15 protein-coding genes and 1 pseudogene are annotated in these 14,395 nt (G+C 57.1%); 7 read left to right on the top strand and 9 right to left on the bottom strand.

What is annotated here, in order from left to right; translation table 11 throughout:
* Positions 1–316: 316 nt before the first annotated feature.
* Positions 317–1,192 (bottom strand): NAD(+)/NADH kinase, encoded by an 876-nt coding sequence (locus tag QZ554_RS00750; protein WP_297193452.1) that lies wholly within the window; start codon positions 1,190–1,192, stop codon positions 317–319.
* Positions 1,193–1,307: 115 nt separating this feature from the next.
* Between QZ554_RS00750 and QZ554_RS00745 the strand changes: the two genes are divergently transcribed.
* The 5 genes from QZ554_RS00745 (at position 1,308) to QZ554_RS00725 (ending at position 4,830) form a co-directional block, all read left to right on the top strand.
* Entirely contained in the window at positions 1,308–2,027 is a 720-nt protein-coding gene (locus tag QZ554_RS00745) for a pyridoxine 5'-phosphate synthase (protein WP_297193451.1), read from the top strand.
* Between the two features lie 146 nt (positions 2,028–2,173).
* Complete coding sequence (locus QZ554_RS00740; protein ID WP_297193448.1) at positions 2,174–2,860, top strand: MotA/TolQ/ExbB proton channel family protein; 687 nt, start codon at positions 2,174–2,176, stop codon at positions 2,858–2,860.
* A 22-nt stretch (positions 2,861–2,882) separates the two neighbouring features.
* Positions 2,883–3,314 carry a biopolymer transporter ExbD gene (locus QZ554_RS00735; protein WP_297193446.1) on the top strand — a complete coding sequence of 144 codons (432 nt, stop codon included), beginning with the start codon at positions 2,883–2,885 and terminating at the stop codon, positions 3,312–3,314.
* Positions 3,315–3,319: 5 nt separating this feature from the next.
* Complete coding sequence (locus QZ554_RS00730; RefSeq protein ID WP_297193444.1) at positions 3,320–4,162, top strand: TonB family protein; 843 nt, start codon at positions 3,320–3,322, stop codon at positions 4,160–4,162.
* 110 nt (positions 4,163–4,272) lie between these two features.
* Complete coding sequence (locus QZ554_RS00725) at positions 4,273–4,830, top strand: DJ-1 family glyoxalase III (protein ID WP_297193441.1); 558 nt, start codon at positions 4,273–4,275, stop codon at positions 4,828–4,830.
* A 113-nt stretch (positions 4,831–4,943) separates the two neighbouring features.
* Here QZ554_RS00725 and QZ554_RS00720 read toward each other — a convergent pair whose 3' ends face one another.
* From QZ554_RS00720 to QZ554_RS00710, 3 genes are all read right to left on the bottom strand, one after another.
* Complete coding sequence (locus QZ554_RS00720; protein WP_297193439.1) at positions 4,944–5,318, bottom strand: hypothetical protein; 375 nt, start codon at positions 5,316–5,318, stop codon at positions 4,944–4,946.
* A 208-nt stretch (positions 5,319–5,526) separates the two neighbouring features.
* Positions 5,527–5,898: a hypothetical protein gene (locus QZ554_RS00715; RefSeq protein ID WP_297193437.1), complete on the bottom strand. Its 372-nt coding sequence runs from the start codon at positions 5,896–5,898 to the stop codon at positions 5,527–5,529.
* Positions 5,899–5,910: 12 nt separating this feature from the next.
* Entirely contained in the window at positions 5,911–6,057 is a 147-nt protein-coding gene (locus QZ554_RS00710) for a hypothetical protein (protein ID WP_297193436.1), read from the bottom strand.
* Positions 6,058–6,852: 795 nt separating this feature from the next.
* On the opposite strand from QZ554_RS00710, the gene pheT reads away from it, so the two are divergent.
* Positions 6,853–9,324, top strand: a complete 2,472-nt coding sequence (gene pheT, locus QZ554_RS00705) for a phenylalanine--tRNA ligase subunit beta (protein ID WP_297193434.1) — start codon at positions 6,853–6,855, stop codon at positions 9,322–9,324.
* A 35-nt stretch (positions 9,325–9,359) separates the two neighbouring features.
* A complete protein-coding gene (locus QZ554_RS00700; protein WP_297193432.1) occupies positions 9,360–10,088 on the top strand; it encodes a YebC/PmpR family DNA-binding transcriptional regulator in 729 nt (242 codons plus the stop codon).
* A 132-nt stretch (positions 10,089–10,220) separates the two neighbouring features.
* On the opposite strand, the gene QZ554_RS00695 is transcribed toward QZ554_RS00700, so the two are convergent.
* The 5 genes and pseudogenes from QZ554_RS00695 to mltG all read right to left on the bottom strand — a co-directional run bounded on the left by QZ554_RS00695 (position 10,221) and on the right by mltG (position 14,390).
* On the bottom strand, positions 10,221–10,403 hold the full coding sequence (locus QZ554_RS00695; protein ID WP_297193430.1) for a hypothetical protein: 183 nt from the start codon (positions 10,401–10,403) through the stop codon (positions 10,221–10,223).
* A gap of 64 nt (positions 10,404–10,467) precedes the next feature.
* Complete coding sequence (locus tag QZ554_RS00690) at positions 10,468–11,178, bottom strand: helix-hairpin-helix domain-containing protein (RefSeq protein WP_297193428.1); 711 nt, start codon at positions 11,176–11,178, stop codon at positions 10,468–10,470.
* A gap of 687 nt (positions 11,179–11,865) precedes the next feature.
* Positions 11,866–12,522 (bottom strand): annotated as a pseudogene (locus QZ554_RS00685) (ABC transporter ATP-binding protein); the annotation flags it as partial.
* Positions 12,519–13,268, bottom strand: a complete 750-nt coding sequence (locus QZ554_RS00680; protein WP_297193426.1) for a tRNA threonylcarbamoyladenosine dehydratase — start codon at positions 13,266–13,268, stop codon at positions 12,519–12,521. The gene QZ554_RS00680 and the pseudogene QZ554_RS00685, both read right to left, overlap by 4 nt.
* 9 nt (positions 13,269–13,277) lie before the next feature.
* Positions 13,278–14,390, bottom strand: coding sequence for an endolytic transglycosylase MltG (gene mltG, locus QZ554_RS00675; protein ID WP_297193424.1), 1,113 nt, complete (start codon positions 14,388–14,390; stop codon positions 13,278–13,280).
* Between the last annotated feature and the right edge of the window lie 5 nt (positions 14,391–14,395).

Below are 14,395 nucleotides of genomic sequence, written 5' to 3'. Positions count from 1 at the left end.
GCCCTCATCACCTATGTAAGGTGATGAGGGCGTTCTTACCTAGAGCGCATCGGCGCTCTAGGTATGTTCGTTTTGGGGCTCTAGTCGTGTTTGATACAGAGGGAGTTATGCGGGGACTTTTCCCCGCCCTTCCGAAGGTGGGAGTCTAGGGCTAATAGCCCCATTTTCTCCCTCTAGAGCGACGGGATCAAGCCACGTGCACGTAGGTATCTAGGGAGAGAGAGGAGAGCATCAGGGCCTGCCCCCATTCCCCTCAATCGGGATGTAGCTTTGGCTCTTGTATGGGGTAGGGTGTCCTCTCTACCTCTTCCAAAGGCTATTCTCGTACGGGTGCTCCCCAGAGGAGCTTACGGCGGAGCGTGTCGGCGAAGCAGTAGGGTCTCAGGTGTACGATACGGAGCTGGCTCTGGGACTTCTGCACACGCACCTTTACCCCCGTAGGTAGGATCTTGGTCTGTCCGTCTAGGACGAGGAGGAAGGTATTATTGCGTGCCGTCACCGTCATCTCTACCGATAGATCCTCGGGTAGGACGAGGGGGCGCATCGTCAGCGAGTGGGGAGCGATCGGGGTCAGAAGCATATTGTGACACTGGGGCATGATCAGTGGCCCATAGGCACTGAGCGAATAGGCAGTCGAGCCAGAGGGGGTGGAGACGATGAGCCCATCACACTCATAGTTGGCGAGGTAGTCCTCCCCCCCGAGGAGGGTGTGGATACTGATCATCGAGCCCGTCTCCCGCTTGAGCAGTGCCACATCATTGAGCACCTGCCCGTAGGGGTGTCCATCGACCTCTACCGAGAGGAGCATACGCCGCTCCAGAGTGTAGTCGCCCGTGAAGAGGCGGGGCAGGAGGGGGAGAGCCTCCTCGATCCCCATATCCGTGAGGAAGCCTAGTCGCCCCATATTGAGTCCCAGCACGGGGATCTCCTGTCCGAAGACCCTGCGGGCAGCCCTTAGGAACGTCCCATCCCCCCCTAGACTTAGGACAAAGTCTACATCCAAGGGACTCATATCCGTAGGGAGTGCCCCCGCTATACGAGGCGTCAAATGGAACTCCTCGGCGAGATCTATCTGGAACGAGCGATCGCAGTAAAGAGCTACATCAGAGCGATCTAGCACATCCAGTAGCTGGGCTAGGTGCGTTGCGTGTGCCGAGAGATGCTGGGAGGCAATCAGAGCTATCCTATACATAGTAGGTAAAATATGGACGTTACAGTATCGTGGGTAGGTTAAATAACGTTACCTTTGTATGAGTAAGAGAGATAGCCTCTCCTACACCTACAAATGTATAAAAGATCACGGGATAATGACTCGGCTAAGTGTCAATATAAACAAAATAGCGACCCTGCGTAACGCTCGTGGGGGCAACGTACCCAATCTCCTGCAGGTAGCCAAGGACTGCGAGCTCTTCGGCGCCGAGGGTATCACGGTACACCCCCGCCCTGATGAGCGACACATACGCTATAGGGATGTCTATGAGCTAAGCGAAGTGGTCACCACGGAGTTCAATATCGAGGGGAATCCCACCCCAGAGTTCATGCGCCTAGTCGGCGAGGTGCGCCCTGCTCAGGTCACACTCGTCCCCGATGCACCCGATGCGCTGACGAGCAATGCGGGCTGGGATGTCGTCACCCACCATACCTTCCTCTGCGACACGGTCGCTCAGCTTAGGGAATGGGGGATCCGTCCCTCGATCTTCGTCTCCACCGATCTGAGGCAGATCGAGGCTGCCGCCTCCGTAGGGACGACACGTGTAGAGCTCTACACAGAGCCCTATGCCGCCGAATACGTCACTCGTGGTCCCGAGGAGGCTATTGCCCCCTTCCGCCGTGCTGCTGAGACCGCTCTTGCCGTAGGGCTCGAGCTGAATGCAGGACACGACCTGAGCCTCACGAACCTACAGTTCTTCGCCGAGCAGATCCCTTCGCTCGCTGAGGTATCTATAGGTCATGCCTTGATCTCCGATGCCCTCTATCTCGGGCTCCAGGAGACCATCCGCCGCTACCGAGCCTGCCTCGGCAAGTAGAGCCTCCCCTCCCCCTTCATCCTAGTAGCTCCTCTCGCTCTCGGGGTGGTCTACCCTATACCTTCGGGCTAGGGAGAGCCCTGCTAAGGCCTAGCAAGCGAGCTTAATAAATAGATAAGACAAATAACTAAACAGGATTATACCTCGTGGATACAACAGCAACAGCCTCTCTGGCACAGACCCTAGCAGAGAACTCTACCTCTGCCGCTTCGCTCTCCATCCTTGACCTCGCTACTAAGGGCGGATGGATCATGATCGTCCTACTCCTACTCTCCCTCCTCGCCGTCTATATCTTCGTCTCGAAGTACATCCAGATGCGCTCCGCTGGGCAGGAAGACAAGTACTTCGTCCAGCGTATCAAGGACTACGTCATCGAGGGCAAGACCAGCTCCGCTATCAAGCTCTGTGAGGAGACCAATACCCCCTACGCCCGTATGATCCGCAAGGGACTCTCCCGTATCGGTCGCCCTATGGCGGACATCCTCGTCATCGTAGAGAACGTCGGTAATATCGAGGTCGGGAGACTTGAGAAGGGACTTCCCCTGCTGGCTACCGTCGCTGCTGGCGCTCCGATGATCGGCTTCCTCGGGACTGTCACGGGGATGGTACGAGCCTTCTTCGACATGGCCAACGCAGGCTCTGGTGGGGTCGATGTAGCCCTCCTCTCCAATGGTATCTACGAGGCTCTAGTGACTACCGTCGGCGGGCTCGTCGTAGGTATCATCGCACTCTTTGCCTACAACTACCTCGTGGCTGAACTCGACAAGGTCGTGGGTAAGATGGAGGCCAAGACGGTCGAGTTCATGGACCTACTGAACGAAGTCGTGCACTAACCCCCGCTAGCCGACCCGACACATGGCACTCAAGCGTAAGAGCAAGGTCTCTGACTCCTACAGCATGGCCTCGATGACAGACGTCATCTTCCTGCTCCTGATCTTCTTCCTCGTGACCAGCACGATCATCGTGCCCAACACGATCAAGGTTACCTTACCGACCTCTGCCCCTCAGAGTTCGCCCGAGCAGCCCGCAGCACGTATCACCCTCACCCCTGATATGCGCTACTACCTAGGGATCGAGCGTGCTGTCCCCATCGAGCTCTCCAAGGAGGAGCTACGGGAGCAGCTAGCGATCTTCGCCGCTGAGCATCCCGAGGCCTACGTCTCCATCCAAGCTGACGAAACCATCCCCTACAAGGAGGTCGTCGCCGTCATCAACGCTGCCTCGCAGTCCTCCCTCAAGGTAGTCCTCGCCACACGTGCCGAGACCGAGCAGCCCACCACCCTCTAGTCGATATGAGTAGATCAGACTCATCGCCACTACGCCGTCAGGCGATTGCCCTAGCTATTGCCCTAGCGCTGCACGCAGGTCTTCTAGCCCTGCTGTGGAGCCTCTACCTCAGTGCCCCACACCCTCAGCCCAAGCCGGTAGAGGTAATGGTGGCAGTGAACGTGGGCAATGTGGAGCAAGCTGCGGGCGCTGTCGAGCCTGGGGGTACACCTACCGAAGCTCCTCTGTCTACCCGTGTCGAGGCGCCTCGCCCTACCCCTCCCACTCCTCCGATCCCCACCCCTACCCCACAGCCCAAGGCTCCCTCACGCACCTCCAGCCAGCCCCTGCAGACGCAGAGCATAGAGCAGAGCATGCGCATCGAGGAGACCCGCCGTGCTGAGGCTGAGGCCAAGGCTCGTGCCGAAGCCGAACGCAGAGCCCGTGAGGAAGCCGCTCGCCGTGAGGCGCAGCGTCAGGAGATCGGGCACTCCGTATCGGGTGCCTTCGGACGGCAGAGTGGTGCAGCAGGGTCACAGGGGACAGCCAGCTCAGGCACAGGTAATCAGGGCAACCCCAACGGTAGCGCTGGTAGCTATGCCCTCACCGGGCGTACCATCGTCAGCAATGGCGGTGTCCTAGCCCGACCCTCCACCAGCCGAGCTATCGACGGCGTCGTACGTGTACGCATCGTCGTAGATGGCTCAGGACGTGTCATACAGGCTACCGTCGCCCAGGGTACCAATATCGCTGACACCTCCATCCGCAACGCTGCCCTTGCGGCAGCTCGTGCGACACGATTCAACAGCGTAGCAGGTGCTGATGACCAAGAGGGACTCATCACCTACCGCTTCAAGATCCAGTCGTAACCCACCCTTCCTTGCCCCCTCCTCCCGAGGGGGCAAGGCGCTCGCTCCTCTCACGGAGCACCCTCTCCTACACCCCAACTATACCCACTCCTCAACAATCCGAATTTATTATGCCAAAGAACATCTACGTCTTCCTCGCAGAAGGCTTTGAAGAGACCGAGGCCGTCGCCACAATCGACCTCCTACGCCGTGCCGGCCTACCTACCCACATTGTCACCATCGACGATGAGCCACACGTCACCGGCGCACACGGCATAGCGATCCAAGCCGACCTCTCCATCCGCGAGGTATATAGTGCCGATGTCCGTGCCCTCGTCCTACCCGGTGGACTACCCGGCGTGACCAATCTCGATGCCTCACCCCGCCTACACGAACTGATCCAAGATGCAGTCACCGACGGCAAGCTCCTAGCTGCTATCTGTGCTGCTCCCTCTATCTATGGTCGCCTTGGGCTACTTGAGGGGAAGGAAGCTACCGCCTACCCTGGCTTCGAAGGACAGCTAAAGGGTGCGAAGGCAACGGAGAGCCCCGTCGTCCGCTCGGGCAACTTCATCACAGCCAAGAGCGCAGCCTATACCTTCGACTTCGCCCTTGCCGTGATCGAAGCCCTCGAAGGCAAGGCGAAGGCAGACGAAGTCGCCGCCGCCCTCATCTACCACCGCCCCTAATTCCCCCTGCCCCTTCCTCTTCATCCCACAGCGAGATAAAGCAGCAGCCCCCAGCGAGTACCACTACTCGCTGGGGGCTGCTTACATACGGGGCTGAGGGAGCTCCTAGGGATCTATTGCTTCCAGTAGACGTCCCCCTCTCGTTGCATAGTCCCCTCATTATAGTCGATGAAGAGGCTATTTACCCGAGCGCCCCTATTGCTGTAGAAGACGATTAGCCTGCGACCATTAGACGTCTCTAGTCTATAGACACCAATAGGCTCACTCTCCACAAGGATAGCATTCTTATCAAGAGTCTGCCTCTGATAAGTCTCTCTTGATATGAATTTGTAGACGTCATAGCCCCTATTCCTAGATAGACGATTAACCCAGGTTGTCCCTGCTAGAGGGTAGGGCTTTCCGCCCTCTATGTCCTCATCCTTCTTGCAGAAGGAGAGGAGAGTGATAATCCCCACAACGAGGATAAATAGTCGAATGAACTTACTCATAATATTCTGATACTAATAACGACTCGTCTTCACGGGAGTAAAGGTCGCTGTAACCGTTCCACTGCTGATATTGAACAGCTCATACTTACCTCCCTCCGCAGAGACGATGATTACCTCTGATTCACCAAGCTCAAGGGCGTGGGATAGAGCACAAGCAAAAACCAACTCCTCTACAAGCGTACTTGCCTGAGTAAACCCTATCGTGAAGCTATTGCTTCCGGTACTTAACGACGCCCTTCGTCATATATCCCTCATCATAGTAGATGAATAGGCTATGACGGATCCTATCACCCTGATAGAAGTCCACGTTCCACCGGCCTCTATACTTCGTCACGACATAGCGCCCCCTAGCAGAGACATCTATCAGCACTGCGTTCTGGTCTAAGGTTCGCTCCTCATACTGGTTCCCAGCAAAGAAGCGAAAGGACGTGTACCTCTTATTCTCTGACATCGGGGAGGTCCAGGTTGTCCCCGCTAGAGGGTAGGGCTTTCCACCCTCTATATCCTCATCCTTCTTGCAGGAGGAAAAGAGAGAGACGACTCCGATGATAAGCACAAATAATCGAATGAACTTACTCATAATATTCTGATACTAATACCGACTCGTCTTCAAGGGGGTGAGGGTCGCTGTAACCATTCCATTGCTGATATTAAACAGCTCATACTTACCTCCCTCCGCAGAGACGATGATTGGATCATAGAAGAAGATGGAAAGCGTACCTAGATTATCTGACTCCATCTGAGTGGTTACCGAATAAGTCGTATTCTTAGGGTAGCAGCCAATGCCACTATGCCCCCGACATAAATCGTTCCTCTCCTTGCATATTCTTCTACTATGATACTCGAATAAACCCAACTTGGGTTAATTAGGTTCATGATCGGAGATGTAAAGGCACAGCTAAACCGAGGACATAGAGCCTTCCAGCAACCCAACTTGACCCGTCGTGTCATCTACCTCTACGAGTGACGGCCAGAGCTCTTCAACGCTATCCCCAGGAGCCACCTAGCCACCCTACTCGGGATGCACTGCAATACCCTACAGCAGCTCATCGACACATTGAGCCATCCCCCTCCCTGACCAACACCTCCCCACACTCCTAGGCCAGCCCTCGGGGCTGGGTAGAGATCCCCATTAGACTCATTAGGAGACATATTTTAGGCGCATAATTATAGGCTCATCCCGACTATATCGGAGGCGGAGAAGTATACACGTGTGTACACAAGAGTATACCCACGTGTACACAACTGTATACACGCGTGTACACAACATCGCTCTAAGTATATCCTCCGTAGAGCTCTCTCGGACACAGCACTCGGGGCTAACACCCAGTCACTCTAAGCCATACAGCTGGGACCCCCTCGGGTAGGAAGTAATATTCCCGAAAGAGGCAGAGCGTGGAGCATCCGGCAGGAGCGCATGAGCCCGCCCTAGCTCCTAGGGTATCTCCCCTATGTATGAGGGGCTTTTCGTACATTTGTATCCTAAATATTGTGCATGTAAGCCCTATACACCATTATATAAAGAGGACAAAAGATGAATATATCCTACGACCTACTGCGTAGCTATGTACCTACAGACCTCACCCCCGAGGAGGTGGCCGAGGCCCTTACCTCCATCGGACTAGAGACAGGGAGTGTCGAGGAGGTCGAGTCGATCCCCGGAGGCCTACGTGGCCTAGTCATCGGGCGAGTACTCACCTGCCAAGAGCATACCAACTCCGACCACCTACACGTCACCACCGTAGACATCGGTCAGGGTGAACCCCTACAGATCGTCTGTGGTGCCCCCAATGTACAGGCGGGCAAGGCCGTCGTCGTAGCGACCATAGATACCGTACTCCACTCCGGCGGGGAGTCCTTCACCATCAAGAAGGGTAAGATCCGTGGCGTAGAGAGCTACGGGATGCTCTGTAGCGAGGTGGAGATAGGCGTAGGGAACGACAATAGTGGGATCATCCTGCTGGATGCCGACGAGGTCGTCATCGGGCAGCCTGCCGCCGAGCACTTCGGCGTCACCTCGGACTATGTCCTCGAGGTGGATATTACCCCCAATCGCGTAGATGCTACCTCCCACTACGGCGTGGCACGTGACCTAGCAGCCTACCTCGCTCAGCGTACCGGGGAGCGTGTCCACACTCACCTCCCCCAGGTACTCAGTCGTCCCGAGGGCACCTGCCCCATACCCGTCTCCGTCGACGTAGCCCCCGAGCTCTGTCCTCGCTTCCAAGGGCTCGTCATCCGTGGGCTCAAGGTCACGGAGAGCCCCGAGTGGCTCCGTCGCCGACTCGAGACCCTCGGGCTCAAGCCGATTAACAATGTCGTGGACGTCACGAACTTCGTCCTCCACGAGATAGGGCAACCGCTACATGCCTACGACCTAGCCAAGGTCGGGACACAAGGCCTACGCATACGTGTAGGCCAGGGAGAGGAAATGACTCTCCTCGACCAGAGCAAGGTGAAGCTCACCGAGCAAGACCTCCTCATCGCCTCGGGCGAAGGCGCTCCTCTCTGCATCGCTGGCGTCATGGGCGGCTTAGACTCAGGGACGACCGAGCAGACGACGGAGATCTTCCTAGAGGCTGCGAACTTCAATGCCTCCAGCGTGCGTCGTACGGCACGTCGCATCGGGGTGAGCTCTGACTCCTCCTTCCGCTTCGAGCGTGGGCTCGACCCCAATGCCACCGAGTGGGCACTGCTACGTGCTAGCACCTTGATCCTAGAGCTTTGCCCCGATAGCTATATCGACGGCGGGATGGTCGACTACTACCCCGAGCCTGCGCAGCCCTACTCCGTCACACTGAGCCTCGGACGCATGCACCAGCTCCTCGGCCTAGAGATCCCCGAGGAGGACATCGAGCGTATCCTCAGCCAGCTGGAGATACGGATCACCGACCGACAGGGAGACCAGTGGCACCTCCTAGTACCTCGCTACCGTGTGGATGTGACTCGTGAAGTAGACGTCATCGAGGATATCCTACGTATCTACGGATACAACCGCGTAGAGCTCAGTGGCTATATCCACGCTAACCTCAGCCCCAAGGGGGCAGCAGACCGCTCCTATAGCCGTCGCCTCCTCCTCTCTGAGCAGCTCACAGGGGCAGGCTTCAACGAGATCCTATGCAATAGCCTCTCCTCCGAGAGCTATTACGAAGGGCTTAGCTCCCTACCTCAGGACCGTCTCGTACAGCTACAGAACCCACTGAGTGGAGAGCTGAACGTCCTTCGTCAGTCCCTACTCTTCGGTGGACTCGCTACCATCAGCCGTAACCTTCGCCGCCAGCAGAAGAGCCACTACTACTACGAGTGGGGCAACTGCTATGAGCTTGACCCCAAGATGCCCAATACCGCTACCACCCTAGCAGGCTACCGTGAGACGGCGACCCTAGGGCTATGGATTGCAGGGGAGCGGGTACAGAATAGCTGGGCACATAGCGATGAGACGGTCTCCCCCTTCGAGCTCAAGGCACATGTACAGCACCTCTTCGACCGCCTAGGCATCAACCTCGGTAGCCTAGCCACGACGACGTGCGAGCGAGACATCTTCGCCTCGCCAGCCCTCGTGTGGGCGACACACGATGGGCGTGAGGTCGCTTGTCTCGGGCAGGTAGCCCCCCAGCTACTAGACCGCTGGGAGATCGACCTACCCGTGTACTTCGCCTCGGTGAACTGGACGCTACTCAATACGCTCGCCGAGCGCACGAAGACCACCATCAAGGAGCTTCCCAAGTATCCCGTCGTCAAGCGTGACCTCTCCCTCCTACTAGACAGCAGGACGACCTTCGCCGAGGTCGTAGAGATCGCCCGACGCACGGAGAAGAAGCTCCTGCGAGACGTCACCCTCTTCGACGTCTACGAGGGCAAGAACCTCCCCGTAGGCAAGAAGAGCTATGCCATCACGCTCTACCTACAGGATCCCGAGCGTACGATGAGCGAGGGACAGATCGAGGCCATCATGACCAAGATCCAAAAGAACCTCCTAGAGAGCCTGGGAGCAGAACTACGATAACGACCCAACACAACGATCATAAGCAAAGAATAGACATGGGAAGAGCATTTGAATATCGGAAAGCTCGTAAGATGAAGCGCTGGGGAAATATGGCCCGCGTCTTCACCAAGCTAGGTAAGGAGATCACGATCGCCGTCAAGGCTGGTGGTGGAGACCCCGAGACCAACCCTCGCCTACGTGTGCTCATGCAGACGGCTAAGAAGGAGAACATGCCTAAGGAGAACGTGGAGCGTGCCATCAAGAAGGCTACCTCCAAGGACTTCTCCGACTACAAGGAGATGAACTACGAGGGCTACGGCCCCTTCGGCATCGCCATCTTCGTCGAGACCGCTACCGACAACACGACTCGTACGGTAGCCAACGTCCGTAGCTACTTCAACAAGTTCGGCGGTAGCCTCGGCACCTCGGGTAGCCTAGAGTTCCTCTTTGACCACAAGTGCATCTTCCACATCGTCAAGCGGGAGGGGATGGACCTCGAGGAGCTCGAGCTAGAGCTCATCGACTACGGCGTAGAGGAGCTGGAGGAAGACGAGAACGAGATCATCCTCTATGGAGCCTTCTCTGCCAACGCTCAGATCCAGGCTTACCTAGAGAGTGCTGGCTACGAGATCACCTCTGCAGAGTTCGTTCGCCTACCGAACGATACCAAGCCCGTTACCCCCGAACAGCGTGAGACCCTCGCCAAGCTGATTGACAAGCTCGAGGAGGACGAAGATGTCCAGAACGTCTTCACCAACATGCAGGAGGAAGAGGAAGAAGAATAACCCTCCTAGGGTGACCCCTCACCCTAGACCACGGACGAGATAAGCAGAAAGCACCGCCCCCCAGAGGAATTGGGAGGCGGTGCTCTCTGCTTATCGCTATATGTAGGGCGGGAGCGTGGGGAGTCAGCCTAGCTATTTGCGCTCACGATAGCTCTTGATGATCGGGTAGAAGACGATCACCCCCGAGGCCGCAAGGGTCAGTAGAGTGAGCCCATCAAGTCGAGGTGAGCCTACGAGGATCCACACCAGGAGGGCAAGCCAGAGCAGAGCGATCACGATCATCTGCGAATAGGTCAGAGGACGACGATAAGCCATAGTGAGGAGATAAGAGGAGATGAGAGAGTGATATGGTGGAGAGGCCTGCTCTGGAGTGCGTACCCTATGCCCCACGCTCCGTACTATCTGCCCCCACAGGAGCATCCACGAAGTAAGGGCTTAGCCGAATACTATCATCACGGGTAAACGTACCCTCGTGACGAAGGATCTGCCACGTCAAGCGCCTACCATGCCGTAGCACCATGCGATGTAGGGCTCGCTGTGTCGCTCGGCTTAGGTAGGGATGCCATGGGATCGAGTCCGCCCTTAGCGTCGAGAGCTGATGGGTATGAGGTGGAGTCTTGATGACAAACCACGGGCGTAGCTCTAGAAACTTATCCTCATCCACTCCATATACCTCCTGTAGCTGTAGGACGGTATAGTAGCCCCCGAGGACTTGGCGGAAGGAGAGGATACGATGAGCAAAGGCTGGACCTACCCCCGGGATACGTAGTAGGGTGAGGGAGTCCACACGGTTGAGGTCCAGCTGGACGTAACGTCTGAACTTCTCCACACGTGCCCCTCGGCTCGTTGGTCCACCGACATAGTGCTCATCGGTGATGAGACTATCGGAGTGAGCATGCTTCGCCCCTATCGGATTAGGCGAGGTGTTTGGAGTCTCCGCAGTCTGCTGTGCCCCTGCTGATACAGATGCCGAGGAAGAGGAGCGATGAGCCGTGAGGGCATAGACCGCCAGCGCAGAGGAGAGGAGGAGCAAGAGGATGATCATGACCTTGCGCTCCGCTCGTCCTAATATCCGATCCGTCTGTCGCATGGAGATAGAGAGGGGGGATTACCAGACTTGCTCGATTGCCTCCGCTAGAGCTCGGGTACGAGCTTCCTCGGGATCCTCGGGTGTCGTCCCCTTAGGTGTAGGCTCAGGGGTAGAGGACATAGAGAGCGTAGGAGGCTCAGGGGAGATACAGATGGTTACTGGCTCTGGCCCGTCCTCCGAGTCTTGAGGACCAATAGGAGCACTAGTCCGCTTGGGTGCTAGGGGATTACTCTTGGTAGACGAGGGACGCTGAGATACCGCAGGCTGGGCGTGTGGGTGTGCAGTGGGCTGTAGTCGTGGTTGGGACACAGGGCGGGGCTGGCTTTTCGTCGCAGTAGGGGGTGTAGCCTGCGTCGTAGGCTGACTGCTTGCCTGCGCCGTAGGTCGCTTGGCGGTAGCGGGGCGAGGGGCTTCGGTCGAAGGCTTCGACTCGGGTCTAGGTATTACAGCCTCGGGCTGTGCCTTGGCTGGCGAAGGAGTAGGCTCCACAGACTTCGTCGTGGATGCAGGCGCAGTCGCTGTCGTGGGTGCGGGTGTAGGCTTCGCCGCAGGAGCTGGAGAAGGTGTAGCCGTGGAGGGAGACGGAGTTGTCGCCGTGGGCGTAGGGGAAGGCGTCGCAGTAGGAGCAGAGGATGAGAGAGACGTAGCCCCTGGAGATGGGGCATAGCGACTAGGAGCATCCTCAATCGACTGGATACGTCCATCCTTGAGGACGATCATGCGGTCTGCACGACGAGCGAACTCGGGGTCGTGCGTGACGATCACAAACGTCTGCCCGAGCTCTCTACGCAGATCGAATATGAGCTGGTGCAGACTCTCCTTGTTGGCCGTATCTAGGCTCCCCGAGGGTTCGTCAGCGAAGATCACAGCAGGCTCATTGATTAGAGCTCGTGCGACTGCTACACGCTGACTCTCCCCCCCCGAGAGCTGTGAGGGTTTGTGACTAGCACGTTCCCTGAGCCCAAGTCGGTCTAGGAGCTGTAACGCTCGCTCACGTATCGTATCCTTTGACTCCCCAAGGATCATAGCTGGTATCATGACATTCTCCAGAGCCGTAAACTCAGGAAGGAGCTGATGCGCCTGAAAGATGAAGCCCATCGTACGATTGCGTAGCTCTGCGGTACGCCTTGTCCCGAGCCCCGTTACCTCCTCACCCAGCACCTGAATGGAGGCACCTGGGTCGGCCTGCTCTAGCGTCCCGAGGATCTGTAGGAGCGTGGTCTTACCAGCCCCACTTGCGCCTACGATGGAGATGATCTCTCCCTGCTGTACAGTGAGGTCTATACCCTTGAGCACCTCTAGGGAGCCGAAGCTCTTGTGTATGTTCGTTGCTTGTATGATCATGATTGGGGTCTTGCGAATGATCGTGCTGTGATATGACGGAGTACATAGGCTGCTAGCTGACAGCCAAAGAGGGCAGGCATATAGGATATGGTGCCTGCGGTAGAGCGCTTGCAGGGCTCACCCTGGATCTCCAGTACCGCCTCCTCGTCGGGGAGCTCCGAGGAGAAGATGACGGGGACGCCACGGGTGATACCGAGCTTGCGTAGTCGCTTACGCAGGGCTCTTGCTAGGGCGCAGTTGTAGCTACGAGAGAGGTCAGCCTGATGGATTAGGCTCGGATCACTCTTAGCTCCTGCGCCCATCGAACTGATGATAGGCAGATCATTCTGCCTAGCCAAGGCAATCAAGTGTACCTTGGGGCTAAGTGAGTCGATCGCATCGACGACGAAGTCATAGGGATGACGGGCAAGGAGCTCCACCATACTATCGTCTCGTAGGAATTCCTGTATGACCTCCAGCTCCAGCTCGGAATTGATATCCCGTAGGCGCTCTGCAAGGACAAAGGCCTTCGCCTCTCCTAGATGGCTCTGTGTGGCTACGATCTGACGATTGATATTGGAGGGCTGGATGATATCGGCATCGACGATGGTCATCCGCCCGATCCCTCCTCGCACGAGCATCTCGGCAGCCATTCCCCCGACACCACCGAGCCCAACTAGGAGCACATGACAGGCTCGTAGCTCCTCTGCTCGTTCATTCCCCAGCAGGAGACGTGTACGTTCTGTCCAAACCTTGTGATCGATCATTGCCTAGGGTTAGTTGATTCCACGCCTATTGAGCTCCTGCTGATAGCGCCGAGCGTTGGCTAGGTGTATGGCATAGTCAGGGGCAAAGCTATGGTAGCCCGAGAAGTCCTCACGTGCGCACATATAGATATAGTCGTGCTGCTCGGCTGAGAGTACACTATCGATGGTAGAGGTACGAGGGAGGACGATGGGAGCGGGAGGGAGCCCTACGACCTGATAGGTATTGTAGGGGGAGGTGACGGTGAGGTGCTCAGCACGGATACGACGCAGCGAAAAGTCCCCGAGGGCAAACTTCACCGTCGGGTCGGACTGTAGGCGGATACCTTGGCGAAGGCGATTGAGGTACAGCCCTGCTATGCGCCTATATTCATCGGACTTGGCGGACTCACTCTCCACGATCGAGGCAAGCGTCGTCACCTGCAGTGGACTAAGACCAAGCGCTGCCGCCTGCGTGCTACGTGCTCCACTCCAGAAACTCAAGTACCCGCTATGGATACTATCCAGCAAGGCCTCAGCTGAGGTATCCCAGTAGACCGTGAGGGGCTGACGAAGGACCTCGGCACGGAAGGCCTCGGCACTGACACCATAACGCTCCTGCATCCTCGGGCTGTGCATCAGCGCACGAAGGCTATCAGCCCGTAGCCAAAGATGGGAGGAGAGAAAGTCTATGATCTCCGCCTCCGTCCTCTGCGCCGTAGGGGTAATCGTCAGTGGCGCCTGCTCCCCTCGCTGGAGAATATCCACAAGCTCGGGCATCGTAGCTCCTCGGGGGATAGCATAGCGTCCTGAGCGTAGGGAACCTGTCGTCAAGCCTCTCCACTGGGCATAGTAGCGGAAGAGGGCTGGGAAGCGGAGCCAGATCTTGCTCTGGATCTGCTTCTCTAGCTGGGCATATCCCGATCCTGGAGCAATGAGTAGGTAGGTCGTCTCCTCTGCTCCTCTTCCTGCAGGGGTATTATAGAGGTATACCCCGCCTGCGGTGAGGGCAAGGAGGATGAAGAGGAGGAATACGAGGGCGATACGCCCGATCCTTCTCCCCCTACTGCGTCCTCTCCGCTTGGAGGAGAGGGACGAGCGGTAGCTACCGATACGACGATGGAGGGGGGTGGAGCGTCTGTTCATTGGGC

Origin of the sequence: uncultured Porphyromonas sp. (genome assembly GCF_915070105.1) — a bacterium.
GTDB lineage: Bacteria > Bacteroidota > Bacteroidia > Bacteroidales > Porphyromonadaceae > Porphyromonas.
Note: the sequence above shows the minus strand (reverse complement) of the source record. Positions and strands in the feature narration are given on the sequence as shown.

Coding starts and splice junctions, on each gene's coding strand:
- QZ554_RS00695 (WP_297193430.1), bottom strand. CDS start 10,403: ATGGCTTATCGTCGTCCTCTGACCTATTCGCAGATGATCGTGATCGCT.
- QZ554_RS00700 (WP_297193432.1), top strand. CDS start 9,360: ATGGGAAGAGCATTTGAATATCGGAAAGCTCGTAAGATGAAGCGCTGG.
- pheT (WP_297193434.1), top strand. CDS start 6,853: ATGAATATATCCTACGACCTACTGCGTAGCTATGTACCTACAGACCTC.
- QZ554_RS00680 (WP_297193426.1), bottom strand. CDS start 13,268: ATGATCGATCACAAGGTTTGGACAGAACGTACACGTCTCCTGCTGGGG.
- QZ554_RS00690 (WP_297193428.1), bottom strand. CDS start 11,178: ATGCGACAGACGGATCGGATATTAGGACGAGCGGAGCGCAAGGTCATG.
- QZ554_RS00710 (WP_297193436.1), bottom strand. CDS start 6,057: ATGGAGTCAGATAATCTAGGTACGCTTTCCATCTTCTTCTATGATCCA.
- QZ554_RS00730 (WP_297193444.1), top strand. CDS start 3,320: ATGAGTAGATCAGACTCATCGCCACTACGCCGTCAGGCGATTGCCCTA.
- QZ554_RS00735 (WP_297193446.1), top strand. CDS start 2,883: ATGGCACTCAAGCGTAAGAGCAAGGTCTCTGACTCCTACAGCATGGCC.
- QZ554_RS00720 (WP_297193439.1), bottom strand. CDS start 5,318: ATGAGTAAGTTCATTCGACTATTTATCCTCGTTGTGGGGATTATCACT.
- QZ554_RS00715 (WP_297193437.1), bottom strand. CDS start 5,898: ATGAGTAAGTTCATTCGATTATTTGTGCTTATCATCGGAGTCGTCTCT.
- QZ554_RS00750 (WP_297193452.1), bottom strand. CDS start 1,192: ATGTATAGGATAGCTCTGATTGCCTCCCAGCATCTCTCGGCACACGCA.
- QZ554_RS00745 (WP_297193451.1), top strand. CDS start 1,308: ATGACTCGGCTAAGTGTCAATATAAACAAAATAGCGACCCTGCGTAAC.
- QZ554_RS00725 (WP_297193441.1), top strand. CDS start 4,273: ATGCCAAAGAACATCTACGTCTTCCTCGCAGAAGGCTTTGAAGAGACC.
- mltG (WP_297193424.1), bottom strand. CDS start 14,390: ATGAACAGACGCTCCACCCCCCTCCATCGTCGTATCGGTAGCTACCGC.